We start from the raw sequence: 23373 nt of genomic DNA, 5'->3' as shown, positions 1-23373 counted from the left end.
TCCGACTGGCTTCCGACTGGCTTCCGGGGACGATCCGGGAAGAAGCGACCGGGGGCCCACTTCCCGCGCACCGCCGGGGGATGCCACCATGGGAGGGATCCGGGGACGCCGTCAGGGTGCCTCGAGATGACGAAGGAGCCGTTGGCCATGTCGCTCAACGCTGCGCAGAACCCGCCTGCCCGCACCACCGCCGGGCCCTCCCCCGCCGACAGCGCCAAGTCGCTGTACGGGGGCAAGAGCACCCGCCGCATCACCGTCCACGACATCGCCGCCGCCACCGCGCGCGGCGAGAAGTGGCCCATGCTGACCGCCTACGACGCGATGACCGCGTCCGTCTTCGACGAGGCCGGCATCCCAGTCCTGCTCGTCGGCGACTCGATGGGCAACTGCCACCTCGGCTACGAGACCACCGTGCCCGTCACGATGGACGAGATCACCCTGCTGTCGGCCGCCGTCGTACGGGGCACCAAGCGCGCCCTCGTCGTCGGCGACCTGCCCTTCGGCTCGTACCAGGAGGGTCCCGTCCAGGCGCTCCGCAGCGCCACCCGGCTGGTCAAGGAGGCGGGGGTCGGCGCCGTGAAGCTGGAGGGCGGCGAACGCAGCCACGAGCAGATCCGGCTGCTGGTCGAGTCCGGCATCCCGGTCATGGCCCACATCGGCCTCACCCCGCAGTCGGTCAACGCGATGGGCTACCGGGTGCAGGGACGCGGCGAGGAGTCCGCGCACCAGCTGCTGCGCGACGCCAAGGCCGTGCAGGACGCGGGGGCGTTCGCGGTCGTCCTGGAGCTGGTCCCCGCCGAGCTGGCAGCCGAGGTCACCCGGACCCTGCACATCCCGACCGTCGGGATCGGCGCCGGCGCCGGTACGGACGCCCAGGTGCTCGTCTACACCGACATGGTGGGGCTGACCGGCGGCAAGGTGCCGCGCTTCACCAAGCAGTACGCCAACCTGCGCCAGGTCATGGGTGACGCGGCGAAGGAGTTCGCGGACGAGGTCGTCGGCGGCACGTTCCCGGCGCCGGAGCACACCTTCCACTGACGGCGCGGGGCGGGCGCCGCCCCCGCCGCCCGGTCGCGCGGGTCCGCCCGCCGCACCGGTCACACAGCCATCTCCGGCACCACCGTCAGCCCGCCGACATCCCCCATCGGCGGGCTGACGCACATCTGTCGGCGATATATCGGTGAGCTGTCGGCCGCCTCTGGTCCCATGGTGGACATGACGCGAAACGACATGAACCCCGGGCGTGGAACCGCCATCGAAGTACGGGGGCTGGTGAAGCACTACGGCACCACCAAGGCGCTCGACGGCGTCGACCTCGACGTGCGCGAGGGCACCGTGCTCGGTGTGCTCGGCCCCAACGGCGCCGGCAAGACGACGCTCGTACGCTGCCTCTCCACGCTCGTCGTGCCCGACGCGGGCCACGCGACCGTGGCCGGTTACGACGTGGTCACGCAGCCCCGGCAGCTGCGCCGCACCATCGGGCTGACCGGGCAGTACGCCTCGGTGGACGAGAAGCTCTCCGGCTGGGAGAACCTCTACATGATCGGCCGGCTGCTGGACCTGTCCCGCAAGGAGGCCCGCAGCCGCTCCGACGAGCTCCTGGAGCGTTTCTCGCTCACCGAGGCGGCCCGCCGCCCCGCGATGGACTACTCCGGCGGCATGCGGCGCCGGCTCGACCTCGCCGCCTCCATGATCGGCCGCCCCGCCGTCCTCTACCTGGACGAGCCGACGACGGGGCTCGACCCCCGTACCCGCAACGAGGTCTGGGACGAGGTGCAGCGGATGGTCGCCGAGGGGTCGACCGTGCTGCTCACCACCCAGTACATGGAGGAGGCCGAGCAGCTCGCCAGTGAGCTGACGGTGATCGACCAGGGCCGCATCATCGCGCGCGGCGGGGTCGACGAGCTGAAGGCGAAGGTCGGCGGCCGCACCCTCCAGATCCGCCCGTCCGACCCGGCCGACCTGGCCGCGATGGCGCACGCGCTGCACGAGACGGGCCTCGACGGGATCTCCGGCGCACAGGCGGTGCCGGACGAAGGACTGCTCTACGTACCGATCCTGAGCGACGAGCAACTGACTGCCGCCATAGGCCTGTTGGGGACCCGCGGCTTCCCGCTCGCGCACGTCGCCACCGCCCTGCCCAGCCTGGACGAGGTCTTCCTCGCCATCACCGGCGACAAGACCGCGTCCGCCGCCGCTCCGACCGACGAGGAGGTCGCCGCATGAGTACGACCACACTGACCAAGCCCTCCACCGACCGCGCCCCGGTCCCGCACGGGAACGACGAGGGGAAGATCGGGCTGCGCGCCAACCTGCGCCACATCGGGGCGCTGACCCGGCGCAACCTCCTCCAGATCAAAAAAGACCCCGAGTCGATGTTCGACGCGCTCCTGATGCCGGTCATCTTCACGCTGCTCTTCACGTACGTCTTCGGCGGCTCCGTCGGCGGCTCGCTCGGCGGCGGGCGGGAGGAGTACCTCAACTACCTGATCCCCGGCCTGATGGCGATGATGGGGATGAACATCGCCTCCGCCGTCGGCACCGGTGTCAACGACGACTTCCGCAAGGGCGTCATGGACCGCTTCCGCACGATGCCGATCGCCCGGTCCTCGGTGCTCATCGCGAAGATCGTGGTGGAGCTGGGGCGGATGATGGTCGCCACCGTCATCCTGCTGGTGATGGGCTTCGCGCTCGGCATGGAGATCCAGACCTCGTTCCTCGGTCTGCTCGAAGCCGTGGCGCTCTCGGCGGTGTTCGGTGCCGCCATCATGTGGATCTTCATCCTGCTCGGGCTGGCCATGAAGACGGCCCAGGCGGTCCAGGCGACGGGAATGCTGGTGCTGATGCCCCTGCAGTTCGGCTCCTCCATCTTCGCGCCGACCCAGACGATGCCGGGCTGGCTCCAGACGTTCACCGAGTACAACCCGCTGTCGAACCTCGCCGACGCGGCGCGCGGTCTGATGATGGGCGGTCCGATCGCCCACTCGGTCTGGGTGACCCTCGCCTGGGCCGGCCTCATCACCGTCGTGATGGCGCCGCTGGCCGTCGCCAAGTTCCGCAAGGCGAGCTGACGCCGCGCCCGCGGCGACCCGCCGGTCCGGCGCGGCAGGGCTCAGGTGTTGTACGCGTCCGCCAGGGCGGTGGCCTCCTCCACACCGAGGCCACCGCCCTCGGCGTACGCCGCCTCGAAGGCCGCGTCCCCGATCACCGCGCGCGCCATCGCCTCGGCCCGCTCCAGACTCTGCCGCTCCACCGCGGTGGGCACGTCCAGCGGGGAGATCGACGCCGTCCGCGCGCCGAGCAGCAGCGCCGCGGCCCGGCCCCGCTCCTCGCCGCCCAGCCCGGCCAGCGCCCAGGCGACGGTGGTGAGGTAGACGCAGACCATCTGGGGCGCGACCATCTGCGCCAGCCGGTCCTTCGCCCGCTCCACCGCCCGCAGCGCGGTGCCCAGGGCTCGGGCGTACTCCCCTTCGAGGTTGTCCAGCCACGCGCGCACGCCCAGCACGAAACCCTCGAAGATGGCCAGCGTCTGTGAATGGAACTCCGCGGACAGCAGGTCCAGTTGCTCCCGCGCCTCGGCGACGCGACCGGTGCGGCCGAGGAGCATGCCCAGGTGCATCCGGGCGAACGGCACCGCCTCGTGTCCGGGGGTGCGGCCCAGGGTGAGGATCTCCCGGAGGATGGCCTCCGCCTCCTCGGTCCGTCCGGTCTCGCTGAGGACGTTCGCGTACCGGGCGTGCAGGACGGCGACCTGGGACTTGGCGCCGAGCTGCTTCGCGTACTCCACGGCGGCGAGGTAGTCCTCGGCGGCGGCCCGGTACTCGCCCGCCTGCTCGTTGGCCTCTCCGCGCGAGGCGAGCGCCTCGGCCGCGCCCCAGGCGTCTTCGAGGCGGATGAAGATCTCCAGGCTCTCGTCCGCGTCCGCCCGCGCTTCCGGTGCCGACTCCGCCCGGTTGGCGAGCAGGTTGGCCCGCGTCTGGAGCGCGGACCCGAGCTCCCACTCGTAGCCGTGGACCCGGCAGGCGCGCACGATCTCGTCGGCCATCGCGCGCAGGTCCTCGGCCTCCCCGGTGAGGAGGACGGCGAAGATCCAGAGCGATCCGGGCGAGCGGCAGGTCTGCGGCTGGCCGGCCCGGTAGGTGCGGGCGATGATCCGCAGCCGCTCCATGGACTCCGTGGTCATCCACAGGTCCATCTCGTGGTCCATGTTGGCCAGTTGGATGAGCCGCACCCCGCGCCGCGCCTCCTGGAGCTGTTCGGGCACCATCGGCGGCGGCCTGTCGGTGCACCGCTCGTGCAGGGAGGGAGCGCGCTCGCCGGGCGCGGCGAACGGGTCGGGGCCGAGCGCCGCCGCCAGGTCCGCCCACTGGCGGGCCTCGTCCCGCAGGTCGCGCAGCATCCAGTACCAGGCGAGCGACAGGACGAGGCAGAGGCACTCCTGCTCGTCCTCCAGCGCCACCGCGTGCCGGAAGGCGGTGCGCAGGTTCTCGTACTCGCGGCGGAACAGTTCCAGTGCGACCGGCTGCCCGGCGCCGCGCAGCCCCGCGCTCCGGGTGCGCGCGAGCTCGCGGTAGTGCACCAGGTGACTGCGGTCCGTGGCGGCCCGCTCGCCGGCTTCGTCCAGGCGCTCGCCGGCGTACTCGCCCACGGTCTCCAGCAGCCGGTAGCGCATCTCGCCGTCCCCCGCCTCCTCGGCGACCACGAGGGACTTGTCGACGAGGGAGCCGAGCAGCACGGCGACGTCGCGGACGTCCACCGCGTCCTCCTGCGCGCCGCCCGCCGTCCGGGCGCCGCCGGTGTCGCCCGCCCGCAGGGAGCAGACGTGTTCGGCAGCGGCGAGGGAGCAGCCGCCGGCGAAGACCGACATCCGGCGCAGCACGGCGCGTTCGGCGCCGTCCAGCAGATCCCAGGACCAGTCGACGACGGCCCGGAGCGTCTGCTGGCGCGGCAACAGGGTGCGGCTGCCGCTGGAGAGCAGCCGGAAGCGGTCGTCGAGCCGGTCGGCGATCTGCCGGGGGCCGAGCATCCGCAGCCGTGCGGCGGCGAGTTCGATGGCGAGGGGCAGGCCGTCGAGCCGGCGGCAGATCTCGGCCGCGGCCGCCGCCGTCGCCGGATCGGCGTCGCTGCGGAACCCGGGACGGGCGGCGTTGCCCCGCTCGTCGAAGAGGCGCAGCGCCATGGGGTCGGGCAGCGGTTCGACCGGCCGCACGAACTCGCCCGGTACGCCCAGGGGTTCGCGGCTCGTCGCGAGGACGGTGAGTCCGGGGCAGTGGGCGAGGAGGTGGTCGGCGAGGGCGGCGGCGGCACCGACGACGTGTTCGCAGTTGTCGAGGAGCAGCAGCAGCCGGCGGTGCGCGCAGTGTTCGGTGAGGCGTACGAGGGGGGTCGCGCCGCCTCCTTCGGCGACGCGCATCTCCTCGGCGCCGGCGCCGCGCAGCACGGTCTCCCGGGCGTCGAGGGCGGAGAGCACGGCTTCGACCACGCCCTCGGGGGCGTCGACGGGGGCGAGTTCGGCCATCCAGACGCCGTCCGGCCACGCGTCGGCGGCGGTGTCGGCGGCTTCCTGCGAGAGCCGGGTCTTGCCGGCGCCCCCGGGGCCGAGGAGCGTCACCAGCCGGGAACGTCCCAGGTCCTCGCGCAGCACCGCGATGTCCGCCTCCCGGCCCACGAAGCTGGTGAGCCGGGCCCGGAGGTTGCCGGGTGCCGGCCGGGCGGGAGTGCCCGCCACCGGCCGGGTGGGAGGGGCGAGGGCGCTGCCGGCCTCCGGGACTTCGCTCGCGGGCGTCCGGACGTCGGGGCCGAACGGGCGGGGCGGGGTCGCGGCCCGCTCTCCGGTACGGCCGGGCCGGGCGCCCTCCGGGGTCGGGCGGGTCGGCGCGGCACTGTCGTGGCGCAGCAACTGCGCGTGGAGCGTGCGCAGTTCCGCTCCGGGGTCGGTTCCCAGCCGAGCGGCGATCAGGGTGCGCACCTCCTCGTACGCCGCGAGGGCCTGGGCGGTGCGGCCCGCGTCGCGCAGGGCGCGGATGCGCAGCGCCTGGAGCGGTTCGTCGAGCGGGTGGTCGGCGCAGAGCGCGACCAGTTCGGGCAGCGCCTCGTCGGCGCGGCCGACGGCGAGGAAGGCGCTGCCCCGGGCGCGGCGGGCGGCGAGCCGCCGGGCCTCCCAGCGCGCGGCGGCGGCGGTGCGGTCGGGCAGGTCGGCGAAGGCCGGACCGCGCCACAGGGCGAGGGCCGCGTCGAGGACGTCGAGCGCCTTCTCTCCGTCGCCGGCCTCCAGGGCCCGGCCGCCCTCCCCCGTCAGCCGCTCGAACCGGTGCAGGTCGACCGCGTCGGGTTCGGCGGCGAGGCGGTAGCCGTTCTCCGCGGAGGCGACGGCGTCCCGGCCGATCGCCCGGCGCAGCCGCCCCACCAGCGCCTGGACGGCCCCCGGCGCGTCGGCGGGCGGATCACCGCCCCACACCTCGTCCACGAGGGCCGCCACCGTGACCGCCCGGCCGGGGTTCAGGGCGAGGACGGTGAGCAGGGCGCGCAGGCGCGCCCCGCCGAGGGCGACGGCCGTGCCGTCGTCGCGGATTGCCTGGGTCGTACCGAGGATGCAGTAGCGCACGGGGCCATTGTCCGTGAAGGGGATCGGCGCTCGCACAGCCACCCGATATATTCCGATAGCTCGTACGGGCGAGGACGACGTTCCGCGACGCGGCGAGCACCCACCGTGCGACCGCCCGGGAAGGCGGCCGGGTCACCGACGGGGCCGGCGCCTCCCCCTCCGCGTACGGGGGCGGTGGCCCCGGTCACGTTCCACCGCACACCGCCTGAGTGACCGTCCGGCGCGGCGCTACTCTCCTCGCATGACCACCGCGATCAGCCGCCACGACCGGCGCATCAGCCCGATCTTCCTCGGGATCGTCGCCGTCACGGCCGTCGCCGGCTGGGCGGTGTGGACGGGCTTCGCCGACCGGGCGGAGTTCGCCGTCTTCCTGTTCGTCACGGGGGCCTGGGTCGTCTCGCTCTGCCTCCACGAGTACGCGCACGCCCGCACGGCGCTGCACAGCGGGGACATCTCGATCGGGGCGAAGGGGTACCTGACGCTCAACCCGCTGAAGTACACCCACGCACTGCTCAGCATCGTGCTGCCGGTGATCTTCGTGATCATGGGGGGCATCGGGCTGCCCGGTGGGGCCGTCTACATCGAGCGGGGCCGTATCCGGGGCCGCTGGAAGCACAGTCTGATCTCGGCGGCCGGGCCGCTGACCAACGTCCTGTTCGCCGTCGTCTGCACGGCGCCGTTCTGGCTGGGCGCGCTCGACGGGGTGCCGTGGGTGTTCCGGTACGCGCTGGCGTTCCTGGCGATGCTCCAGGTCACGGCCGCGATCCTCAACTTCGTGCCGGTGCCGGGGCTGGACGGGTACGGGGTGATCGAGCCGTGGCTCTCGTACGACGTCCGGCGCCAGGTGGAGCCGTTCGCGCCGTTCGGACTGATCGCGGTCTTCGGGCTGCTCTGGGTACCGGGGGTGAACGCCGCGTTCTTCGACGCGGTGGACGCGCTGCTGCGGGGGCTCGGGGTGAGTGAGTTCGAGACGTACTGCGGGCAGGACGCCTACCGCTTCTGGCGGGCACTCTCCGGCGAGGGCAACCCCGTCTGCCTGCCCCCGTCGTAGGCGTCCGGGTCGTGGCGACCGGACCTCGCGCGGGGCGGGCGCGCGGACCGCGGGTCCGGGAAGCGCGCGCCGGCCGGGGTCAGCGGCCGGCGGTCCGGCGGTGCCGGCGCAGGTAGAACCACGTCATGTTGGAGGAGAGACCCGCCACCAGCACCCAGAGGATGCCCAGCAGGCTGCCCTGCGCGAAGGAGACCACGGCCGCGACGACGGCGAGGACGCAGACGGCGAGGGAGAAGAGGGCGATGCGGGGCATGGGGGCGGCTCCTGTCCGGGGTGGTGCGCGGTTCCCGTCCAGTGTCCCTCATGCCCCGTTCCGTTCCGCCCCGGGTCGGCCCCGTGCCACGGGGCGTCCGGCAGGGATCACACGTCGGTGGCGCGCAGCCCCGCGTGTGCCTTGTACCGGCGGTTGACCGAGATCAGGTTGGCCACGAGGGACTCGACCTGGTGGGCGTTGCGCAGCCGTCCGGCGAAGACGCCGCGCATGCCCGCGATCCGGCCGGCGAGTGCCTGCACGATGTCGGTGTCGGCGCGGGCCTCGCCCAGCACCATCACGTCGGTGTCGATCTCGTCGATGGCGGGGTCCTGGAGCAGCACCGCCGAGAGGTGGTGGAAGGCGGCGGTGACGCGGGAGTCGGGCAGCAGGGCGGCGGCCTGTTCGGCGGCGCTGCCCTCCTCCGGCTTGAGGGCGTAGGCGCCCTTCTTGTCGAAGCCGAGCGGGTTGACGCAGTCGATCACGAGCTTCCCGGCGAGCTCCGCGCGCAACGATTCCAGCGTCTTGGCGTGGCCCTCCCACGGCACGGCGACGATCACGACGTCACTGCGGAGCGCACAGGCGGCGTTGTCCGCGCCCTCGATGCCGAGTCCGAGTTCGGCGGCGGCCCCGGCCGCGCGGGCGGCGTCCCGGGAACCGATGGTCACGCGCTGCCCGGCACGGGCGAGGCGGTAGGCGAGTCCACGGCCCTGCGGCCCGGTGCCGCCGAGCACGCCGACGGAGAGTCCGGAGACGTCGGGCAGGTCCCAGGGGTCCTTCGCGGGTGCCTTTGGCGCACCGGCACTGTCGTGGGTAGTCATGGCGCCGACCCTACTGGGGACCTTCCGCCGGCCGCCGTACGCCCCGTCCCGGCGTGCTCCGCGAGGACCGCCCGTACGGGTGCACCTTCCGCGTCCGCCTGCGGGACAGCCGCGGGCTGCGCCATGATGCCGGGCCATGGATGCCGTGCGCGTGGCGCTGTTGCGTGAGGTGCTCGCGGGGACCGAGTGGCCGGGCGCGGCCCGCCGGTTCGCCGGGGCGCTGCGTTCGTCCGTCGTTCCGCAGGGCGGCGGGCTGCTGCTGGTCGGGACCGAGACGTACGAGCCCTGGCACCTGGCCGCGCACCTGGTCGACGAGGCGGCGTGGTCGGGGCTGGCCGAGTTGAGCCCCACGCTGGTGCGCCACCGGGTACGGCCGTCCGATCCGGCCCACCTGGCGGTGGGACTCGGCCGGATCGAGGCGGCCGGACGGGGAGAGACGCTCCTGCTGGTCGCGCCGGAGCGGCCGGACGGCGGGCTGATGGAGCGGGTGTGGGACGCCCGGCGCTCCGGCGCGACCGTCCTGACGCTGGGCGGCGGCGATCCCGAGGTGCGAGGACTCGGCCACGAGGCGCTGGTGGTGACCGAGGAGGACGACGTGGACCTGGACACCGTGCAGCACCTGGTGAGCGCGGCGGCCGGGGAGACGGCCGGCCCGTCCGTGCGGGGGCGCCGCTCCTTCCGGGACCGGCTCTCCCGGCTGGCCGACCGGCTCACCGCGCCGCCGCCCGCCCGCTGGTAGCGTGCCCCGACCCGCTGCGGGACGGGGCCGGAATCGGGTTGCGCCGGAGAGGCGGGCACGCGGAGCATGACCCCCCGTGACCGACCCGCTCCCCCGCCGCGCTTCCCGCGCCCTCCGCCTCCTCGCGGCCGCCCTCCCCGATCTCGCCCCCGTGACGCGGAGAAACCGTCACTGCGCCAGATCGCCCGGGGCGCGGCGTACGCATGGAGCCGGCCGGTGCTGCTGGGGACGTACGCGATCGACCTCGCGGCGATGTTCTTCGCCTTCCCGAACACGGTCTTCCCGTTCCTCGCGGACGAGTTGGACGCCCCCTGGTCGCTGGGCCTGATGTATGCGGCCGGGTCGGTGGGCTCGCTGCTGCTGGGTCTGACCAGCGGGTGGGTTTCCCGGGTGCGGCGACACGGGCTCTTGGTGGTGTTCGGGGCCGGCGCCTGGGGACTCGCCATCGTGGGCGCGGGGCTCTTCGAGAGCGTCGGGCCGGTGCTGGTCTGCCTGGGCGTGGCGGGCGCGGGCGACATGCTGAGCGGACTCGGCCGGTCAGCGATCTGGAACCAGACCATTCCGGAGGAACTGCGGGGCCGGCTGGCCGGTATCGAGGTGCTCTCCTACAGCGTCGGCCCCCAGCTCGGCCAGGTCCGGGCCGGCGCGATGGCGGGCTGGACCGGTACCCGGTCGGCGATCTGGACCGGCGGTGCCGCCTGCGTCGCCTCGGTGGCGCTGCTGGCGGCGGCGCTCCCGAAACTGCTCGCGTACGACTCCGGGACCGACGAGGACGCCGTACGGCGCCGGGAGGCCGCGGGCCGGACCACCGGCCCCACCGCCCCGGGCGCGCCGACCGCCCCGGGGGTTCCGGCGGCGTGACGGCCCGGGCGGGCGGACCGGCCGCGCGGTCCCGTCCCGGCGGGCGGACGGCGCTGGGACGGATCCGCCGGGGCGCGGAGTCAGGAGGCCGGGGGCCGGTTGCGGTCGTGCCACTTGGGGTCGGTGTCCCACTCCAGGTTCCGCTCCTGCGCGGTGTCCATGGCGTGCTGCGCCGCCTCGCGGGAGGCGTACGGACCGAAGCGGTCCTTCGCCGGGCATTCGGGGCCCTCTTCCACCTTCTTGTGCTCCAGGCAGTAGTACCACTCGCCCGGTTTGCCGACCGTGCGCTTCTTGAACAGGGCCATCGGGACTCCTTTCCTCTGTGCCAGCTTGCCCCAGGGTCGCTGGTTAGACTCGCTGACATGTCTGGTCAGTCGCTGCTCGCCCCCGGGGAGATCTCCCCCGTCCGTTCCGTACCCGGAAATATCCGGCGCCCCGAGTACGTGGGGAAGCCGGGCCCGACGCCGTACACCGGTCCGGAGATCCAGGACTCCGACACCGTCGAGCGGATGCGGATCGCGGGCCGGATCGCCGCGCAGGCGATGGAAGAGGCCGCCAAGCACATCGCCCCGGGCGTCACCACCGACGAACTGGACCGGGTGGCCCACGAGTTCATGGTGGATCACGGCGCGTACCCCTCGACGCTCGGCTACCGCGGCTACCCCAAGTCCCTGTGCACCTCCGTCAACGAGGTCATCTGCCACGGCATCCCGGACTCGACGGTGCTGCGCGACGGCGACATCGTGAACCTGGACGTGACGGCGTACCTCAACGGTGTGCACGGCGACAACAACGCCACCTACCTCTGCGGCGACGTGGACGAGGAGTCCCGGCTGCTGGTGGAGCGGACCCGGGAGTCGCTGGTCCGGGCCATCAAGGCGGTGCGCCCCGGTCGCCAGATCAACGTGATCGGCCGGGTCATCGAGTCCTACGCCAAGCGCTTCGGCTACGGCGTGGTGCGGGACTTCACCGGGCACGGCATCAACACCTCGTTCCACTCCGGCCTGATCGTGCCGCACTACGACAGCCCGCACGCCACCACCGTGATGAAGCCGGGGATGACGTTCACCATCGAGCCGATGCTGACCCTGGGCACCCACGAGTACGACATGTGGGACGACGGCTGGACCGTCCTGACCAAGGACCGCAAGCGGACGGCCCAGTTCGAGCACACCCTCGTGGTGACGGAGACCGGGGCCGACATCCTCACCCTGCCGTAGGGCCTTCGAGGGCCGCCGTCCCGCGCGGTCGGCCCCCTGGCCGCCGTGTGCCGGGGCCGCACGCGAGAAGCGTGCGAGCCCCCGGTCGGGGCCTGGCCCGTCCGTTTGCCGACAGCCCGTCGGGACGATGTTGACGGAGGCAGGGCTCAGCAAGAGGATCGGGGGAGCGCTCGGTGCGGCGCGAGTGCGTGCGCCGGTGTACGCGCCCATCCGCCCCTCCCGCTCCTCCCGCTCCCTCGGCCCCCGGAGGCCCGCCTTGGACATGTCCGTCGGCACCGTCACCCCCGTCCCCCCGTTCTCCACGGTCATCCGCACCGCCTCGCACGAGCAGCACGCGGAGGCGGAGACCTCGGCCTTCATGGGCGACATGCTCGGCGGGCGCCTCGGCGTGGACGCGTACACCCGTTACACCGAGCAGCTGTGGTTCGTGTACCGCGCGCTGGAGGAGGGCGCCGAGCGGCTGCGCCACGATCCGGTCGCGGGACCCTTCATACAGGCGCCGCTGATGCGGCTCACCGCACTGGAGCGCGATCTGGCGCACCTGCGGGGCCCCGAGTGGCGCGAGGGCCTGGAGCCGCTGCCGGCCACCGCCGCGTACGCCGAGCGGGTCGCCGCCTGCGCGCGCGACTGGCCCGCCGGTTACGTCGCGCACCACTACACCCGCTACCTCGGGGACCTTTCCGGCGGGCAGATCATCCGCGACCGGGCCGAGAAGGCCTGGGGTTTCGCGCACAAGGGCGACGGGGTGCGGTTCTACGTCTTCGAGGAGATAGCCAACCCGGCGGCCTTCAAGCGGAGTTACCGCACGCTGCTGGACGCGGTCGACGCCGACGACCTGGAGAAGCGGCGCGTCGTGGACGAGTGCAAGCGCGCCTTCGCGCTCAACACGGCCGTCTTCCGCGAGCTGGGCGAGGTCTTCCCGCTCGGCGCGTGACGGCGACCGCGCGCACACGGACGTGCGACCGCGCGGACCCGGTGGGGCGGTTGCCACCTGCCGGACCCGTCGCGGTCGGGGGGTTCAGCCCCGGTGGGCCAGCACGACCCGGCCGCCGAGCTCCACCGTGCCGTCCGGGGCGGGGGCGGTGAGGATCTGGGAGCCGCGTCCCTGGATGATGTTGAGGGCCCGGCCGAGCAGCGCGGTGAGCAGCAGGGCGGCGGCTCCGGTCGCCTCGTCCTCCACGATGCCGTCGTCGCGGCGCGGGAACCCGCGCGCCCGTACGCGCCCCGCCGCCTCGTCCTCCCAGGCCCACACGTACAGCCACCCCTCCCCCGGCGGGGGTCCGGTCAGCGCCTCGACCTCGGCGGCGGAGTCGTAGCGCACCAGCTCCCGGGGCGGCGCCCACTCCGGGCGGGCGGTGATCCAGGTGAACTCGCCGTCCTGGCGGGCGAACACCTCTCCCACTTCCAGCTCCAGGACCTCCAGATCGAGGAGCCAGGCGCTGCCGACCAGCGGATGCCCGGCGAACGGCAGCCGGAGCCCGGGGGTGTGGATGTCCACCCGTCCGCGCTCCGGGTCGTCCACGAACACCGTCTCACTGAAACCGAGTTCGGCGGCGAGCGCCTGCCGCGCCGTCTCGTCGGGGTAGTCGCACCCGTCCCGTACGACCCCGAGGGCGTTCCCGTGGCGGCCGTCGGGGGCGCAGAACACCCGCAGGACGTCGATGCCGTCGGGTACGTCGAATTCACTCATACCGGCATTCAAGCATCTGTTCGGGACGCGGTGTCACCGGTCGGTTCCTGGTCGTCAGGGCGGACGGGCCGGCCGATGACGTGGGATCGCCGTGCCCGGAGGTATCTCGACTCCCCACCCGCGCACCGGGCTTCGCCCCGGTAGGGTTCCAACGGTCAGTGCGGACGACGGATCAGAAGGCGCAGAAGGCAACGGATGAGAAGGCTGGGTCGGTCGGCGGCGGGGCTCGCGGTGGCGACGGTACTGGGCGTGACGGCGAGCGGCTGCGTGACGGTGCACGGGGAGCTGGAGCGGGTGCCCGCGGCGACGGAGTCCGAGGCGGCCCGGGCGCTCGAGGACTTCCTCACGGCGTACAACGCGGCGGACACGGCGCTCGATCCGGCCCTGGACGCCGGACGGGTCACCGGGGCGCTCGGCGCGATCAACCAGGCGGGGCTGAAGGCCCGCGCCACGTACACCGAGCCGGGTGGCGAGGGACACGATCCGCTGGAGCTCTCGGACGCGCACTACGTCATACCCAGGAAGGCGGGCTGGCCCCGCTACTTCTTCGCCGACGCCGACTCCAACCGGGACGAGGACGGCGGCGACGGGGACACCCGCTGGCTGCTGGTCTTCGAGCGGACCGGCCCCGACGCCCCGTGGAAGGTCCCCTATCTGGGGGTCGTGGCGCCCTCGCGGGTACCGGAGTTCGCGCGGGACGCGGACGGGCTGGCGAAGCCGGCCGAGAGCGTGGCCGGTGAACTGGTCGTGGCGCCGGACGAGTTGAGCTCCTCGTACACCGGTTATCTCTCCACCGGCGCGCCGGACGTGTTCGCGGCGGGCGGGACCACCTCGGGCTGGCGGGCGGCCCGGGCCGGAGCGAAGAAGCCGGGGTTCTCCTACCAGTACGTGGACCGCCCGCTCGACGGCGCGTTCCGCCCGTTCGGGCTGGCGACGAAGGACGGCGGGGCGCTGGTCTTCTTCAGCAGCAAGCACTTCGAGCGCCAGACGGCCGCCCAGGGCCTGAAGCCCGAGGTGAACAGGGACACGAAGGCGCTGCTCTCGGGCGAGGTGAAGAGCACCCTCACCAAGGAGCGCGTCTCCAGCCAGCTGGTGTACGTGCCCGCGGCGGGCGCCGCCGGGGGCGGGAAGGTGACCGTACTCAACCGGCTGCCGGGGCTGGTCGCGGCGACCGGCGAGTGAGACCGGCGCGCTGAACGGAGGCCCGCCGTAGGGGGCGCGGCGTCCGGCGGCCGGCGCCCGGGAACGGTGGCCGGCGGATCAGCGGCCGAGGGGCCAGGCCACCGCGGCCGGGTCCAGGCCGGTCGCCTCGTCGCTGTCGACGTACGCGGCGCAGGCGTCGGTCAGCGCCTCCAGCAGGGTCAGCGGGTCCGGCAGCGGGTGCTCGGGGCCGCGCTCCCAGCGCACGTCGAGGTCACCGGGGAGACGGGCGGGCGGGAGCAGCACATAGCTGCCGCGGCAGTGCCAGCGCAGACCGGGGTGTTCGTCCATGGTCTCGGGGTGCGAGTCGAGTTCGCAGGGCCACCACTCGTCCTCGTCCTCGGGGGTGCCGCGGGTGGCGGTGAAGAAGAGCATCCGGTCGTCGCCGGAGCGGGCGACGGGTCCGACGTCGATGCCGCGTTCGGTCAGCCGGGCCAGGGATTTGACGCCGGCGGAGAGCGGAACGTCCAGCACGTCGTGGATCATGCCGGTGGCGGTGATGAAGTTCGCCAGTGGCTGTCCCTCGGCCCAGCGTTCGATCTGGGCGGCGTCGGTGGTCGACTGCGTCTGCCAGGCGAACGACACCGGGTGGCGGGCGGGGGTGGGGCATCCGACGCGCTCGCACGAACATCGGAATCCGAGCGGGTGGGCGGCGGGCGAGATCGGCATCCCCGCCTCGGCGACGGCCAGCAGCATGCCCAGCCTCGCCCATGCGTCCGCGTCGGCCTGCTGCTGCTTGGGTCGTCGCCGCAGCCACTGGGAAATCTTGCCCTCGGTGCCGCGCGTACGGCCGGAATCGGCGCCCATCTATCCCCTCACCTCAGCGTTACCCGTCCATGGTCCCACCATCCTGCTCTCCGGGTGGCCAGAGTCCACCAGCTTGACGGGACACCACCGCCCCGAGTGAGGGACATCACGCTGGATAATGCGGCATTCGCGGACATATTCTCCCATCGGCCCGGCCCGGCGCGCTCGCGTGGAGGTCGGGCCCCAGGGCGGCCCGTCCCGGGCCGCCCGGCACCACCCCCGCCGGCGCCGGGGGGGGTCACCCGATCGGAGCACTGCGCATCCCGGCCCGGGCGGCGCACCATGGGCTCACGCGCAGACCGCGCGCACCCCACCGTGCCGCAGCCGAGGCTGCCGTTCGTGAGGAGCCCCCGTGCCACGTGACGCCACCCCTCGTCGCTATCTGATGTGCGCCCCCACGCACTTCCGGGTCACCTACTCCATCAACCCGTGGATGGACCCGTCCAAGCCCGTCGACCTCCGGCTGGCGCGGACCCAGTGGGAGGACCTGCGGGACCGCTACCGCTCCCTCGGCCACACGGTGGAGGAGCTGACGCCGCTGCCCGGCCTGCCGGACATGGTCTTCGCCGCCAACGGCGCGACGGTGATCGACGGGCGGGTGCTCGGCGCGATGTTCGCGCACCGGGAGAGGCACGCCGAGGCCGCGGCCCACCGGGAGTGGTTCCGGTCGCACGGCTATGGGGAGTTCCACGAACCGGCGCACGTGAACGAGGGCGAGGGCGACTTCGCGGTCACCGCCTCCTTCGTGCTGGCCGGGACCGGATTCCGGTCCAGCCCACTGGCGCACGACGAGGCGCAGGAGTTCTTCGGCCGGCCGGTGATCGGCCTGCATCTGGTGGACCCGCGCTACTACCACCTGGACACGGCGCTCTGCGTGCTCGACGACGCGGCCGACGAGATCATGTACTACCCCGACGCGTTCTCCCCGGGCAGCCGGTCCGTGCTGGCGCGGCTCTTCCCCGACGCGCTGATCGCCGGGGAACCGGACGCCGCCGCGCTCGGCCTGAACGCGGTCGGGGACGGTCTGCACGTCCTGCTGCCGCAGGGCGCCACGGGATTGTTCGGTCCCCTCCGGGACCGGGGCTTCGAGCCGGTCCCGATGGATCTGAGCGAGCTGCTCAAGGGCGGTGGCAGCGTGAAGTGCTGCACCCAGGAGCTGCGGGGGGCGTGATCACCGCCCCGCGGGGCGGCGGCCCACCCGTGACGGTCCCGCCGGGGGTCACCCCTCCCCGGCCGGCGGCCAGGCGTCGCCCCAGTCGGTGTCCCGGGCGCCCCGGTAGAGCGCTCCGTGGCGCTTGGTGACCGTCTCGCGCCGCAACGCCTCGTCCCGGGTGCAGAGTTCCAGCAGGACCTGGCCCTTGCGGATCTGCGGACGGCGGGTCACCCGGGCGGCCACCGGCTCGACGGGGAAGCGGGTCGCCACGACGTAACTGAACTTCTCGTCCTCGTGGCTCAGCGTCCCTCCCTTGACCTGCCGGTGCAGGGAGGAGCGGCTGACCCGGGCGGAGAAGTGGCACCAGTCGGTGCCCCGCTCGATGGGGCAGGCGGCGCTGTGCGGACAGGGGGCCGCCACGGTCAGCCCCGCGGCGATCAGCCGGTCGCGCGCCTCGATCACCCGGGCGTACCCGTCCGGGGTGCCGGGTTCCACGACGACGACAGCCTGCGCGGCACCCGCCGCCGCGTCGACCAGCCCGTCACGGGCCGCGGGGGTCAGCTCCTTGAGGACGTACGAGACGGTCACCAGGTCCGTCGGGGCGAGCTCCAGGGCTTCGCCGATCCTGGCGCGCTGCCACCGGGCGGTCCGCAGCCCGGCGGGCCCGCCCGCCCCGGCCAGCTCGCGGCCGAGTTCCAGGGCGGGTTCGGCCCAGTCCAGGACGGTGGTCCCGGGTCCGTCCCAGGCCCCGGCGACCGCCCAGCTCGCCGCACCGGTGCCGCCGCCGACGTCGGTGTGGGTGGCGGGCTCCCACTCCGGCGCGGCCTCGCGGAGCGCGTCCAGGGCGGCCCGTACGGCCTCGAAGGTCGCGGGCATCCGGTACGCGGCGTAGGCGACGACGTCCGCCCGGTCCCGCAGCACCGGCGCGTCGGTGGGGGTCGTGCCGCGGTAGCTGGCGATCAGCCGGTCGACGGCCTGCGTCGCCTGCTTGGGCGGCAGCCCGTCGACGAGGCCGGCGAGGGCCGCGCGCAGGGCTTCGGCGGTGGGGAGGGTGGCGTTCACCGAGGAATTCTAGTGCCGCGCGGGGCGGCCGGGCGCCCGCGCTCGGCACCGCTCACCGCGGCACCGCTCCGACGGGCGCGGCGCGGGGTCCCCCCGCAACGGGTGCGCGACAGCGGGGTGGTTCAACTCCGCTCGGTCACGTGGCAGTTGCTACGCTGACCGCCGCGAGACCCGCGACGGCACCACAGGGGGACCCATGAGACAGAGGATCGTACGGCTGACTCTGGTCGGCGGGGTGGTCTTCCTGGCGCTCCTCCTGCTGCTGGCGACCTGCGGCGGGGGCTCCCCGGACGGAGACGGGGAGGGCGAGGGGAAGAGCGGGAGCGAGACCTCCGGGGCGGCTTCCGCCCCGGCCGCCGCGGAGCCGGCCCCCGGTGCGTCCGCGAAGCGGACCGTGCTCGACGTACCGCCGCAGTACTCGACGGCGAGCGGGTGGGAGATCGTCGGTGCCTCCCCGGACATCGCGTTCTCCTGGCCGACGGGCACCCTCGCGTATCTGGAGCGTTCGGCGGACCGCCGTTACCGGCTGCGCACCCTCGACACCGCCACCGGGAAGCCGGGATGGCAGGGCGAGGCACGCCAGTCGCTGGACCCGGACCACTATCCGCGGCTGCTGACCGTCTCCCGCGAGGACCGGCAGTTCTTCGTCACCTGGTCGTACGGGAGTGCGGGCGACGGGCTCGCGCCCTCGGAGACGTTCCTCTCGCTCGACGTGTACGCGGCGGCCGGGGGTGACCGGCGCCACGTGGAGCTGCCGTGGAGCGGCGCTCCGTCGGTCTCGGCGAGCGGCCCGGACATCGTGGTCTCCGACGACGCGGCGAACACCGCTCTGGTCGACCCGGTGACCGGCGGGACGTCGAAGATCGCGGCCTCCGGGCTGAAGTACCCCAAGGGCTGCGCTTCCTGCCGCACGCTGACGGAGGTGGTCGGCCAGACCGGGCAGGGGCTGCTGGTGAGCGGGGCACGGGAGTTCTGGGTGCCGGGCGGCTGGTACAGCCGGAACGTCGCGCCGAAGGGGACCGACCCGGCCTCCGGGGTGCCGACGTCCGTGGTGGCGGGGCTGGTGCTGGCGAAGTGGCAGTTGGCGAAGTCCTCGGACCGGGCGGCGAGCCACGAGCTGTGGACGGTGCACGACGCGGCGAACGGCAAGGCGCTGGTGTCGGTCGAGTGCCACCGGCCGGCCATACGGCCGGGCCGCTTCCCCCAGGCGGTCGTCCCGCCGTCGGGCGACTACCTGATCGCCGGGAACCTCGCGTTCGACCTGGTGCGCGGGAAGGGGTACTGCCTGGAGGACGAGGACGGCTCGGCCCACGTGACGCTGGCCTCGGTGACCGACGACGGGCTCGCCTACGGCGCCCGGAACGTCCGCGACGGCGAGGAGGCGCTGGCCGGCAACGGGGTGCCGGTGGTGATGGACTTCGTCGACGGGGCGGCCGAGCCGCTCGCCCGTGACGTGCGGCTGCCGGTGGCGGAGACGACCGGGGTGGGCGTCTTCCGTACGACGGACCGCGAGGAGCGGGCCCATCTGATCGGTTATCCGCGCACCGGCTGACCTGCGGCCGGGGACGGCCGCGGCGCCGGGATCCCCGCGCCGGGCCCGTCCCCGCAGGGCCCGGGGCCGGGTCTACAGACCGCCGGCGACCCGGCCCTGCCGCTGCCAGGGGCGGCACATCAGCAGGAAGACGGCCATGGCCGACGCGGCGCACACGGTCTGGACGACGGCCATCGGGACGGCCGTCCCCTCCCCCGCGATGCCCACGAGCGGTGAGGCGACGGCACCGATGAGGAACGACGTGGTGCCGAGCAGCGCGGAGGCGGAGCCCGCCGCGTGCTTGGAACGCATCAGGGCCTGGGAGTTGGTGTTGGGCAGCGCGAGGCTCATCGCGGACATCAGGACGAACAGCGCGCCGGCGACCGGGGCGAGCCCCACGTCGCCGAAGACGCCGGCGGTCATCAGCAGCAGCGCGACGGCGGCGAGCAGGACGACCGAGAGACCGACGAACAGCACGCGGTCGAGGCTGACCCGGCCGACCAGGAGCTTGCCGTTGATCTGGCCGACGATGATCAGGCCGACCGAGTTGAGGCCGAAGAGGAGGCTGAAGGTCTGCGGCGAGGCGCCGTAGATCTCCTGGATGACGAAGGGCGAGGCGCTGACGTAGGCGAAGAGCGCCGCGAAGGCGAGTCCGCCGGCGAAGGTGTAGCCGATGAAGACCCGGTCGGCGAAGAGGCCGCGCATGGTGCGCAGGGCCTCGACGACACCGCCGGTGTGGCGCTCCTCGGGCGGCAGCGTCTCGTGGAGGCTCTTCCACACGACCAGGGTGAGCAGTACGCCGACCACGGTGAGGACGACGAAGACGCCGCGCCAGTCCGTGATCCGCAGCACCTGGCCGCCGATCAGCGGGGCGATGATCGGCGCGACGCCCGAGATCAGCATCAGGGTGGAGAAGAACCGGGCCATGTCGAGGCCGTCGTAGAGGTCGCGCACCACCGCCCGGGAGATCACGATGCCGGCCGACCCCGCGAGCCCCTGGAGGAGGCGGAAGCCGATGAGCATCTCGGCGTTGGGGGCGATGGCGCAGATCGCCGTGGCGACGACGTAGACGACCATGCCGGCCAGGAGCGGCCCGCGGCGGCCCCACCGGTCGCTCATCGGTCCGACGACGATCTGGCCGAGGGCCATGCCGAGGAGGCAGGCGGTCAGGGTGAGCTGGACGGTGGCGGCCGGGGCGTGCAGCGCGTCGGTGACGTCCGGCAGCGCCGGCAGGTACATGTCCATGGACAGGGCCGGCAGCGCGGTGAGGCCGCCGAGCACCAGGGTCACCAGGAGGGCGGTCCGCCGGACGGCGGTCGCCGAGGGGGTCCCGGGAAGTCCGGTGAGACCCGGGAGCGCCGGGCCGTCGGGGCCCGGCGCGGGATCGGGAACGGCGGGCCCGGTGATCACTGCTCCGGTTCCCGCCGTAGGTATGTGCTCGTGCTGTCGCTGGGCCCGGCTTCCGCCGTTGTCCGGCATGCTTCGTCTCCACATCGTTGAAATCCACATCTATGCTCTCAGCTCAGGTGTGGTGGTCGTACCGGATTTCGAGGGTGAAGCATGAGTGGGACTGTGCGTTGGGGCATATTGGCGACGGGTGGCATAGCCGCGACCTTCACCAAGGACCTGCTGGGACTGCCGGACGCCGAGGTGGTCGCGGTGGCGTCGCGCACCGGGACGTCGGCCCGCGCGTTCGCGGAGCGGTTCGGGATCGGGCGGGCCTACGGGAGCTGGGCCGAACTCGTCGCGGACGAGGACGTCGATGTGGTGTACGTCGCCACGCCGCACTCCGCGCACCACGAGGCGGCCGCGCTGGCGCTGCGTGCCGGGAAGCACGTGCTCTGCGAGAAGGCGTTCACGCTGGACGCGGGGCAGGCCGCCGAGCTGGTCGCGCTCGCCCGGGAGCGCGGGCTCTTCCTGATGGAGGCCATGTGGACGTACCTGAACCCGGTCGTCCGCCGCATGACGGAGCTGGTGCGCGAGGGCGCGATCGGTGAGATCCGCACCGTCCAGGCCGACTTCGGGTTCGCGGGCGAGGTGGGTCCCGAGCACCGGCTGCGCGACCCCGCGCTGGGCGGCGGCGCGCTGCTGGACCTGGGGGTCTACCCGGTGTCCTTCGCGCACCTGCTGCTGGGCGAGCCGGACCGCGTGCGGGCGGACGCGCTGCTCTCCCCCGAGGGCGTGGACCTGAACACCGGGATACTGCTGGGCTGGGACTCGGGCGCGACCGCGCTGCTCTCCTGCTCGATCGTGGGCCACCACGCCACGGCGGCGACCGTCGTCGGCACGAAGGGCCGCATCGACCTCCCGCGCGACTTCTTCCACCCCGACCACCTCCTCCTGCACCGGGCCGGCTCCGCGGACCCGGCGCCGGAGAAGATCGTCACGGGCCCGGGTCCCGAGGGCCTCTCCGGCATGCAGTACGAGGCCGTCGAGGTGATGCGCGCCCTGCGGGCGGGCGAGACCGAGTCCCCGCTGGTGCCGCTGGACGGATCGCTGGCGGTGATGCGGACGCTCGACGCGGTCCGGGCCCGCATCGGCGTCCGCTATCCCTCCGACCCGCCCACCGGCGGCGCGTCCTGACCCACTGCCGGCAGGAGGTGATCAGGCCGGGGTCAGGCCCGGGTTTCCCGCCTCCGTCACGAAGGAACCGGCTGTCCGGACGGGGGCGCCGGGCGTGGTGACGGCGTCGACCGCACGGAAGTCGGCGCGGGCGTGGTCGCCTTCGAGGGAGACCAGCGCGTACCCGCGCCGGCCGTCGTAGAACTTCAGGTGCCCGTTGGCCGCCATCTGGTTGTTCCAGTTGGCGGGCTTCACCGAGCCGTTCTTGCCGCTGGTGACCGAGGTGGTGACGATCTCCGTGCCGACGGTGCGGGAGGCGGGGTCGTCGAAGTCCTTCTTCAGGTCGAAGCCGTAGGCGACGTGCACGTCACCGGTGAGGACCAGCAGGTTCTCGACGCCCGCCGACTCGGCGCCGTCCAGCACCCGTTGCCGGGAGGCGGGATAGCCGTCCCAGGAGTCCATCGAGAGCTTGTAGGCGTCGGTGGGCACGTCGCGCCGCTGGGCGAAGGTGACTTGCTGGGGCACGACGTTCCAGGTGGCGCGCGAGGTGCGCCAGCCGTCGATCAGCCAGCGCTCCTGGGTGGCGCCGGTCAGGGTGCGGGCGGGGTCCTCGGACTCAGGTCCGGGGACCTTCCACCCGTCGCCGTACGCCTGGTCGCTGCGGTACTGGCGGGTGTCCAGGATGTCGAACTGCGCCAGGCGCCCGAACCGGAGCCGCCGGTAGAGCCGCATGTCGGGGCCGGTGGGCCGCTGCGGGGCGCGCAGCGGCTGGTTCTCCCAGTACGCGCGGTAGGCGGCGGCCCGGCGGAGCAGGAACTCCTCGGCGGGCACGCTGTTCTCGGGGACGTCGCCGGCGTAGTTGTTCTCGGTCTCGTGGTCGTCCCAGGTGACGACGAAGGGGTGCGCGGCGTGCGCGGCGCGCAGGTCGGGGTCGGACTTGTAGAGGGCGTACCGCGACCGGTAGTCGTCCAGGGTCAGCGTCTCCCGGTCGAAGAGGTCGGGGAGCACCCGGTCGGTGTAGGCGCGGGCGCCGCCGGTGGGGGTCACGGCGTACTCGTAGAGGTAGTCGCCGAGGTGGAAGACGGCGTCGACGTCCTCGGCCGCGAGGTGGCGGTAGGCGGTGAAGTACCCGTCGTGGTAGGCCTGGCAGGAGACGGCGGCGAGCCTGACCGCGCGGTTGCGGGCGTGCGGGTCGGGGGCGGTGCGGGTGCGGCCGGTCTCGCTGGTCCAACCGCCGGTGCGGAAGCGGTAGTAGAAGGTGCGGCCGGCTTCCAGGCCGCGGACCTCCGTACGGACGCTGTGCGCGAACTCCGGGTGGGCGGTGACGGTTCCGCGCCGGACCACCCGGCGGAAGCGCTCGTCGTGGGCGAGTTCCCAGCCGACCCGGACGCGGGCGGCGGGCAGCCCGCCACCGGTCTCGTAGGGGCGCGGGGCGAGGCGTGTCCAGAGCAGCAGGGAGTCGGGCAGCGGGTCGCCGGAGGCCACTCCGAGCGTGAAGGGGTCGTCGGCGATCCTGCGGGGGTCCAGCTCGGCGGCGCTCGCCGTACCGGCGGTGGGCAGGTTCACGGCGAAGGCGAGGGCGGCGGCGGCGCCGGTGGTGGTGAGGAAGCGCCGGCGGCCCACGCCCTCACCGAGCCGGCGCGCGGCCGCGCGGAACTCGGCCGGGTGGGACGGGCGTTCGGAGTCCGCGTGGGTCGGTGCTGGCGTCATGGTCTCTCCCCTGGCAGATGGGTGGTGAGGGGAGTCCGGACGTGGCCCGCCGGGCACCCCCTGGCATTGGAGTGCGGACCGGCGTCCACCGGTTGTCGGGTGCACAACATCG

Annotated in this window: 20 protein-coding genes and 1 pseudogene; 12 read left to right on the top strand and 9 right to left on the bottom strand. The window is 73.5% G+C overall.

What is annotated here, in order from left to right; translation table 11 throughout:
* The first annotated feature begins 147 nt into the window (after positions 1–147).
* From panB to PZB77_RS23080, 3 genes are all read left to right on the top strand, one after another.
* Entirely contained in the window at positions 148–1038 is an 891-nt protein-coding gene (panB, locus tag PZB77_RS23090; RefSeq protein ID WP_275494527.1) for a 3-methyl-2-oxobutanoate hydroxymethyltransferase, read from the top strand.
* Between the two features lie 177 nt (positions 1039–1215).
* The gene (locus PZB77_RS23085) at positions 1216–2226 is read left to right on the top strand and encodes an ATP-binding cassette domain-containing protein (RefSeq protein ID WP_275494526.1); all 1011 of its coding nucleotides are present in this window, start codon (positions 1216–1218) and stop codon (positions 2224–2226) included.
* Positions 2223–3071: an ABC transporter permease gene (locus PZB77_RS23080; protein WP_275494525.1), complete on the top strand. Its 849-nt coding sequence runs from the start codon at positions 2223–2225 to the stop codon at positions 3069–3071. Before PZB77_RS23085 ends, PZB77_RS23080 begins: the two co-directional genes overlap by 4 nt.
* 41 nt (positions 3072–3112) lie before the next feature.
* Here the strand turns inward: PZB77_RS23080 and PZB77_RS23075 are convergent, their stop codons facing one another.
* Positions 3113–6604, bottom strand: a complete 3492-nt coding sequence (locus PZB77_RS23075) for a BTAD domain-containing putative transcriptional regulator (protein ID WP_275494524.1) — start codon at positions 6602–6604, stop codon at positions 3113–3115.
* Positions 6605–6845: 241 nt separating this feature from the next.
* Here PZB77_RS23075 and PZB77_RS23070 point away from each other — a divergent pair, with 241 nt between their 5' ends.
* A complete protein-coding gene (locus PZB77_RS23070) occupies positions 6846–7655 on the top strand; it encodes a site-2 protease family protein (protein ID WP_275494523.1) in 810 nt (269 codons plus the stop codon).
* Positions 7656–7734: 79 nt separating this feature from the next.
* On the opposite strand, the gene PZB77_RS23065 is transcribed toward PZB77_RS23070, so the two are convergent.
* Entirely contained in the window at positions 7735–7908 is a 174-nt protein-coding gene (locus tag PZB77_RS23065; RefSeq protein WP_275494522.1) for a hypothetical protein, read from the bottom strand.
* Positions 7909–8015: 107 nt separating this feature from the next.
* Complete coding sequence (gene npdG, locus PZB77_RS23060; RefSeq protein WP_275494521.1) at positions 8016–8726, bottom strand: NADPH-dependent F420 reductase; 711 nt, start codon at positions 8724–8726, stop codon at positions 8016–8018.
* Between the two features lie 136 nt (positions 8727–8862).
* Between npdG and PZB77_RS23055 the strand changes: the two genes are divergently transcribed.
* Together PZB77_RS23055 and PZB77_RS23050 are read left to right on the top strand one after the other, a co-directional pair.
* A complete protein-coding gene (locus tag PZB77_RS23055; RefSeq protein ID WP_275494520.1) occupies positions 8863–9465 on the top strand; it encodes a hypothetical protein in 603 nt (200 codons plus the stop codon).
* Between the two features lie 150 nt (positions 9466–9615).
* Positions 9616–10326, top strand: a pseudogene (locus PZB77_RS23050) (MFS transporter); the annotation flags it as partial.
* Positions 10327–10406: 80 nt separating this feature from the next.
* Here the strand turns inward: PZB77_RS23050 and PZB77_RS23045 are convergent.
* On the bottom strand, positions 10407–10631 hold the full coding sequence (locus tag PZB77_RS23045) for a hypothetical protein (RefSeq protein ID WP_266703680.1): 225 nt from the start codon (positions 10629–10631) through the stop codon (positions 10407–10409).
* Positions 10632–10688: 57 nt separating this feature from the next.
* On the opposite strand from PZB77_RS23045, the gene map reads away from it, so the two are divergent.
* Positions 10689–11546: a type I methionyl aminopeptidase gene (gene map / locus PZB77_RS23040; protein ID WP_275494519.1), complete on the top strand. Its 858-nt coding sequence runs from the start codon at positions 10689–10691 to the stop codon at positions 11544–11546.
* A 262-nt stretch (positions 11547–11808) separates the two neighbouring features.
* Positions 11809–12480 (top strand): biliverdin-producing heme oxygenase, encoded by a 672-nt coding sequence (locus PZB77_RS23035; RefSeq protein WP_275494518.1) that lies wholly within the window; start codon positions 11809–11811, stop codon positions 12478–12480.
* Between the two features lie 84 nt (positions 12481–12564).
* Here the strand turns inward: PZB77_RS23035 and PZB77_RS23030 are convergent, their stop codons facing one another.
* A complete protein-coding gene (locus PZB77_RS23030; protein ID WP_275494517.1) occupies positions 12565–13236 on the bottom strand; it encodes a PhzF family phenazine biosynthesis protein in 672 nt (223 codons plus the stop codon).
* 195 nt (positions 13237–13431) lie between these two features.
* Between PZB77_RS23030 and PZB77_RS23025 the strand changes: the two genes are divergently transcribed.
* The gene (locus PZB77_RS23025; RefSeq protein WP_275494516.1) at positions 13432–14418 is read left to right on the top strand and encodes a hypothetical protein; all 987 of its coding nucleotides are present in this window, start codon (positions 13432–13434) and stop codon (positions 14416–14418) included.
* Positions 14419–14496: 78 nt separating this feature from the next.
* On the opposite strand, the gene PZB77_RS23020 is transcribed toward PZB77_RS23025, so the two are convergent.
* Positions 14497–15243 carry a bifunctional DNA primase/polymerase gene (locus PZB77_RS23020; protein WP_275494515.1) on the bottom strand — a complete coding sequence of 249 codons (747 nt, stop codon included), beginning with the start codon at positions 15241–15243 and terminating at the stop codon, positions 14497–14499.
* Positions 15244–15595: 352 nt separating this feature from the next.
* On the opposite strand from PZB77_RS23020, the gene ddaH reads away from it, so the two are divergent.
* Positions 15596–16414, top strand: coding sequence for a dimethylargininase (gene ddaH, locus PZB77_RS23015; RefSeq protein WP_275494514.1), 819 nt, complete (start codon positions 15596–15598; stop codon positions 16412–16414).
* 48 nt (positions 16415–16462) lie between these two features.
* Here the strand turns inward: ddaH and PZB77_RS23010 are convergent, their stop codons facing one another.
* A complete protein-coding gene (locus tag PZB77_RS23010) occupies positions 16463–17458 on the bottom strand; it encodes a small ribosomal subunit Rsm22 family protein (protein WP_275494513.1) in 996 nt (331 codons plus the stop codon).
* A gap of 196 nt (positions 17459–17654) precedes the next feature.
* Between PZB77_RS23010 and PZB77_RS23005 the strand changes: the two genes are divergently transcribed.
* The gene (locus PZB77_RS23005; RefSeq protein WP_275494512.1) at positions 17655–19010 is read left to right on the top strand and encodes a hypothetical protein; all 1356 of its coding nucleotides are present in this window, start codon (positions 17655–17657) and stop codon (positions 19008–19010) included.
* Between the two features lie 72 nt (positions 19011–19082).
* On the opposite strand, the gene PZB77_RS23000 is transcribed toward PZB77_RS23005, so the two are convergent.
* Positions 19083–20468 carry a multidrug effflux MFS transporter gene (locus tag PZB77_RS23000; RefSeq protein ID WP_275494511.1) on the bottom strand — a complete coding sequence of 462 codons (1386 nt, stop codon included), beginning with the start codon at positions 20466–20468 and terminating at the stop codon, positions 19083–19085.
* An 81-nt stretch (positions 20469–20549) separates the two neighbouring features.
* Between PZB77_RS23000 and PZB77_RS22995 the strand changes: the two genes are divergently transcribed.
* Complete coding sequence (locus PZB77_RS22995) at positions 20550–21572, top strand: Gfo/Idh/MocA family oxidoreductase (RefSeq protein ID WP_275494510.1); 1023 nt, start codon at positions 20550–20552, stop codon at positions 21570–21572.
* A 21-nt stretch (positions 21573–21593) separates the two neighbouring features.
* On the opposite strand, the gene PZB77_RS22990 is transcribed toward PZB77_RS22995, so the two are convergent.
* Positions 21594–23261 carry an alkaline phosphatase D family protein gene (locus tag PZB77_RS22990; protein ID WP_275494509.1) on the bottom strand — a complete coding sequence of 556 codons (1668 nt, stop codon included), beginning with the start codon at positions 23259–23261 and terminating at the stop codon, positions 21594–21596.
* Positions 23262–23373: the final 112 nt, after the last annotated feature.

Source organism: Streptomyces sp. AM 2-1-1 (genome assembly GCF_029167645.1).
GTDB lineage: Bacteria > Actinomycetota > Actinomycetes > Streptomycetales > Streptomycetaceae > Streptomyces.
This window is presented reverse-complemented; position numbering and strand designations above follow the sequence as displayed.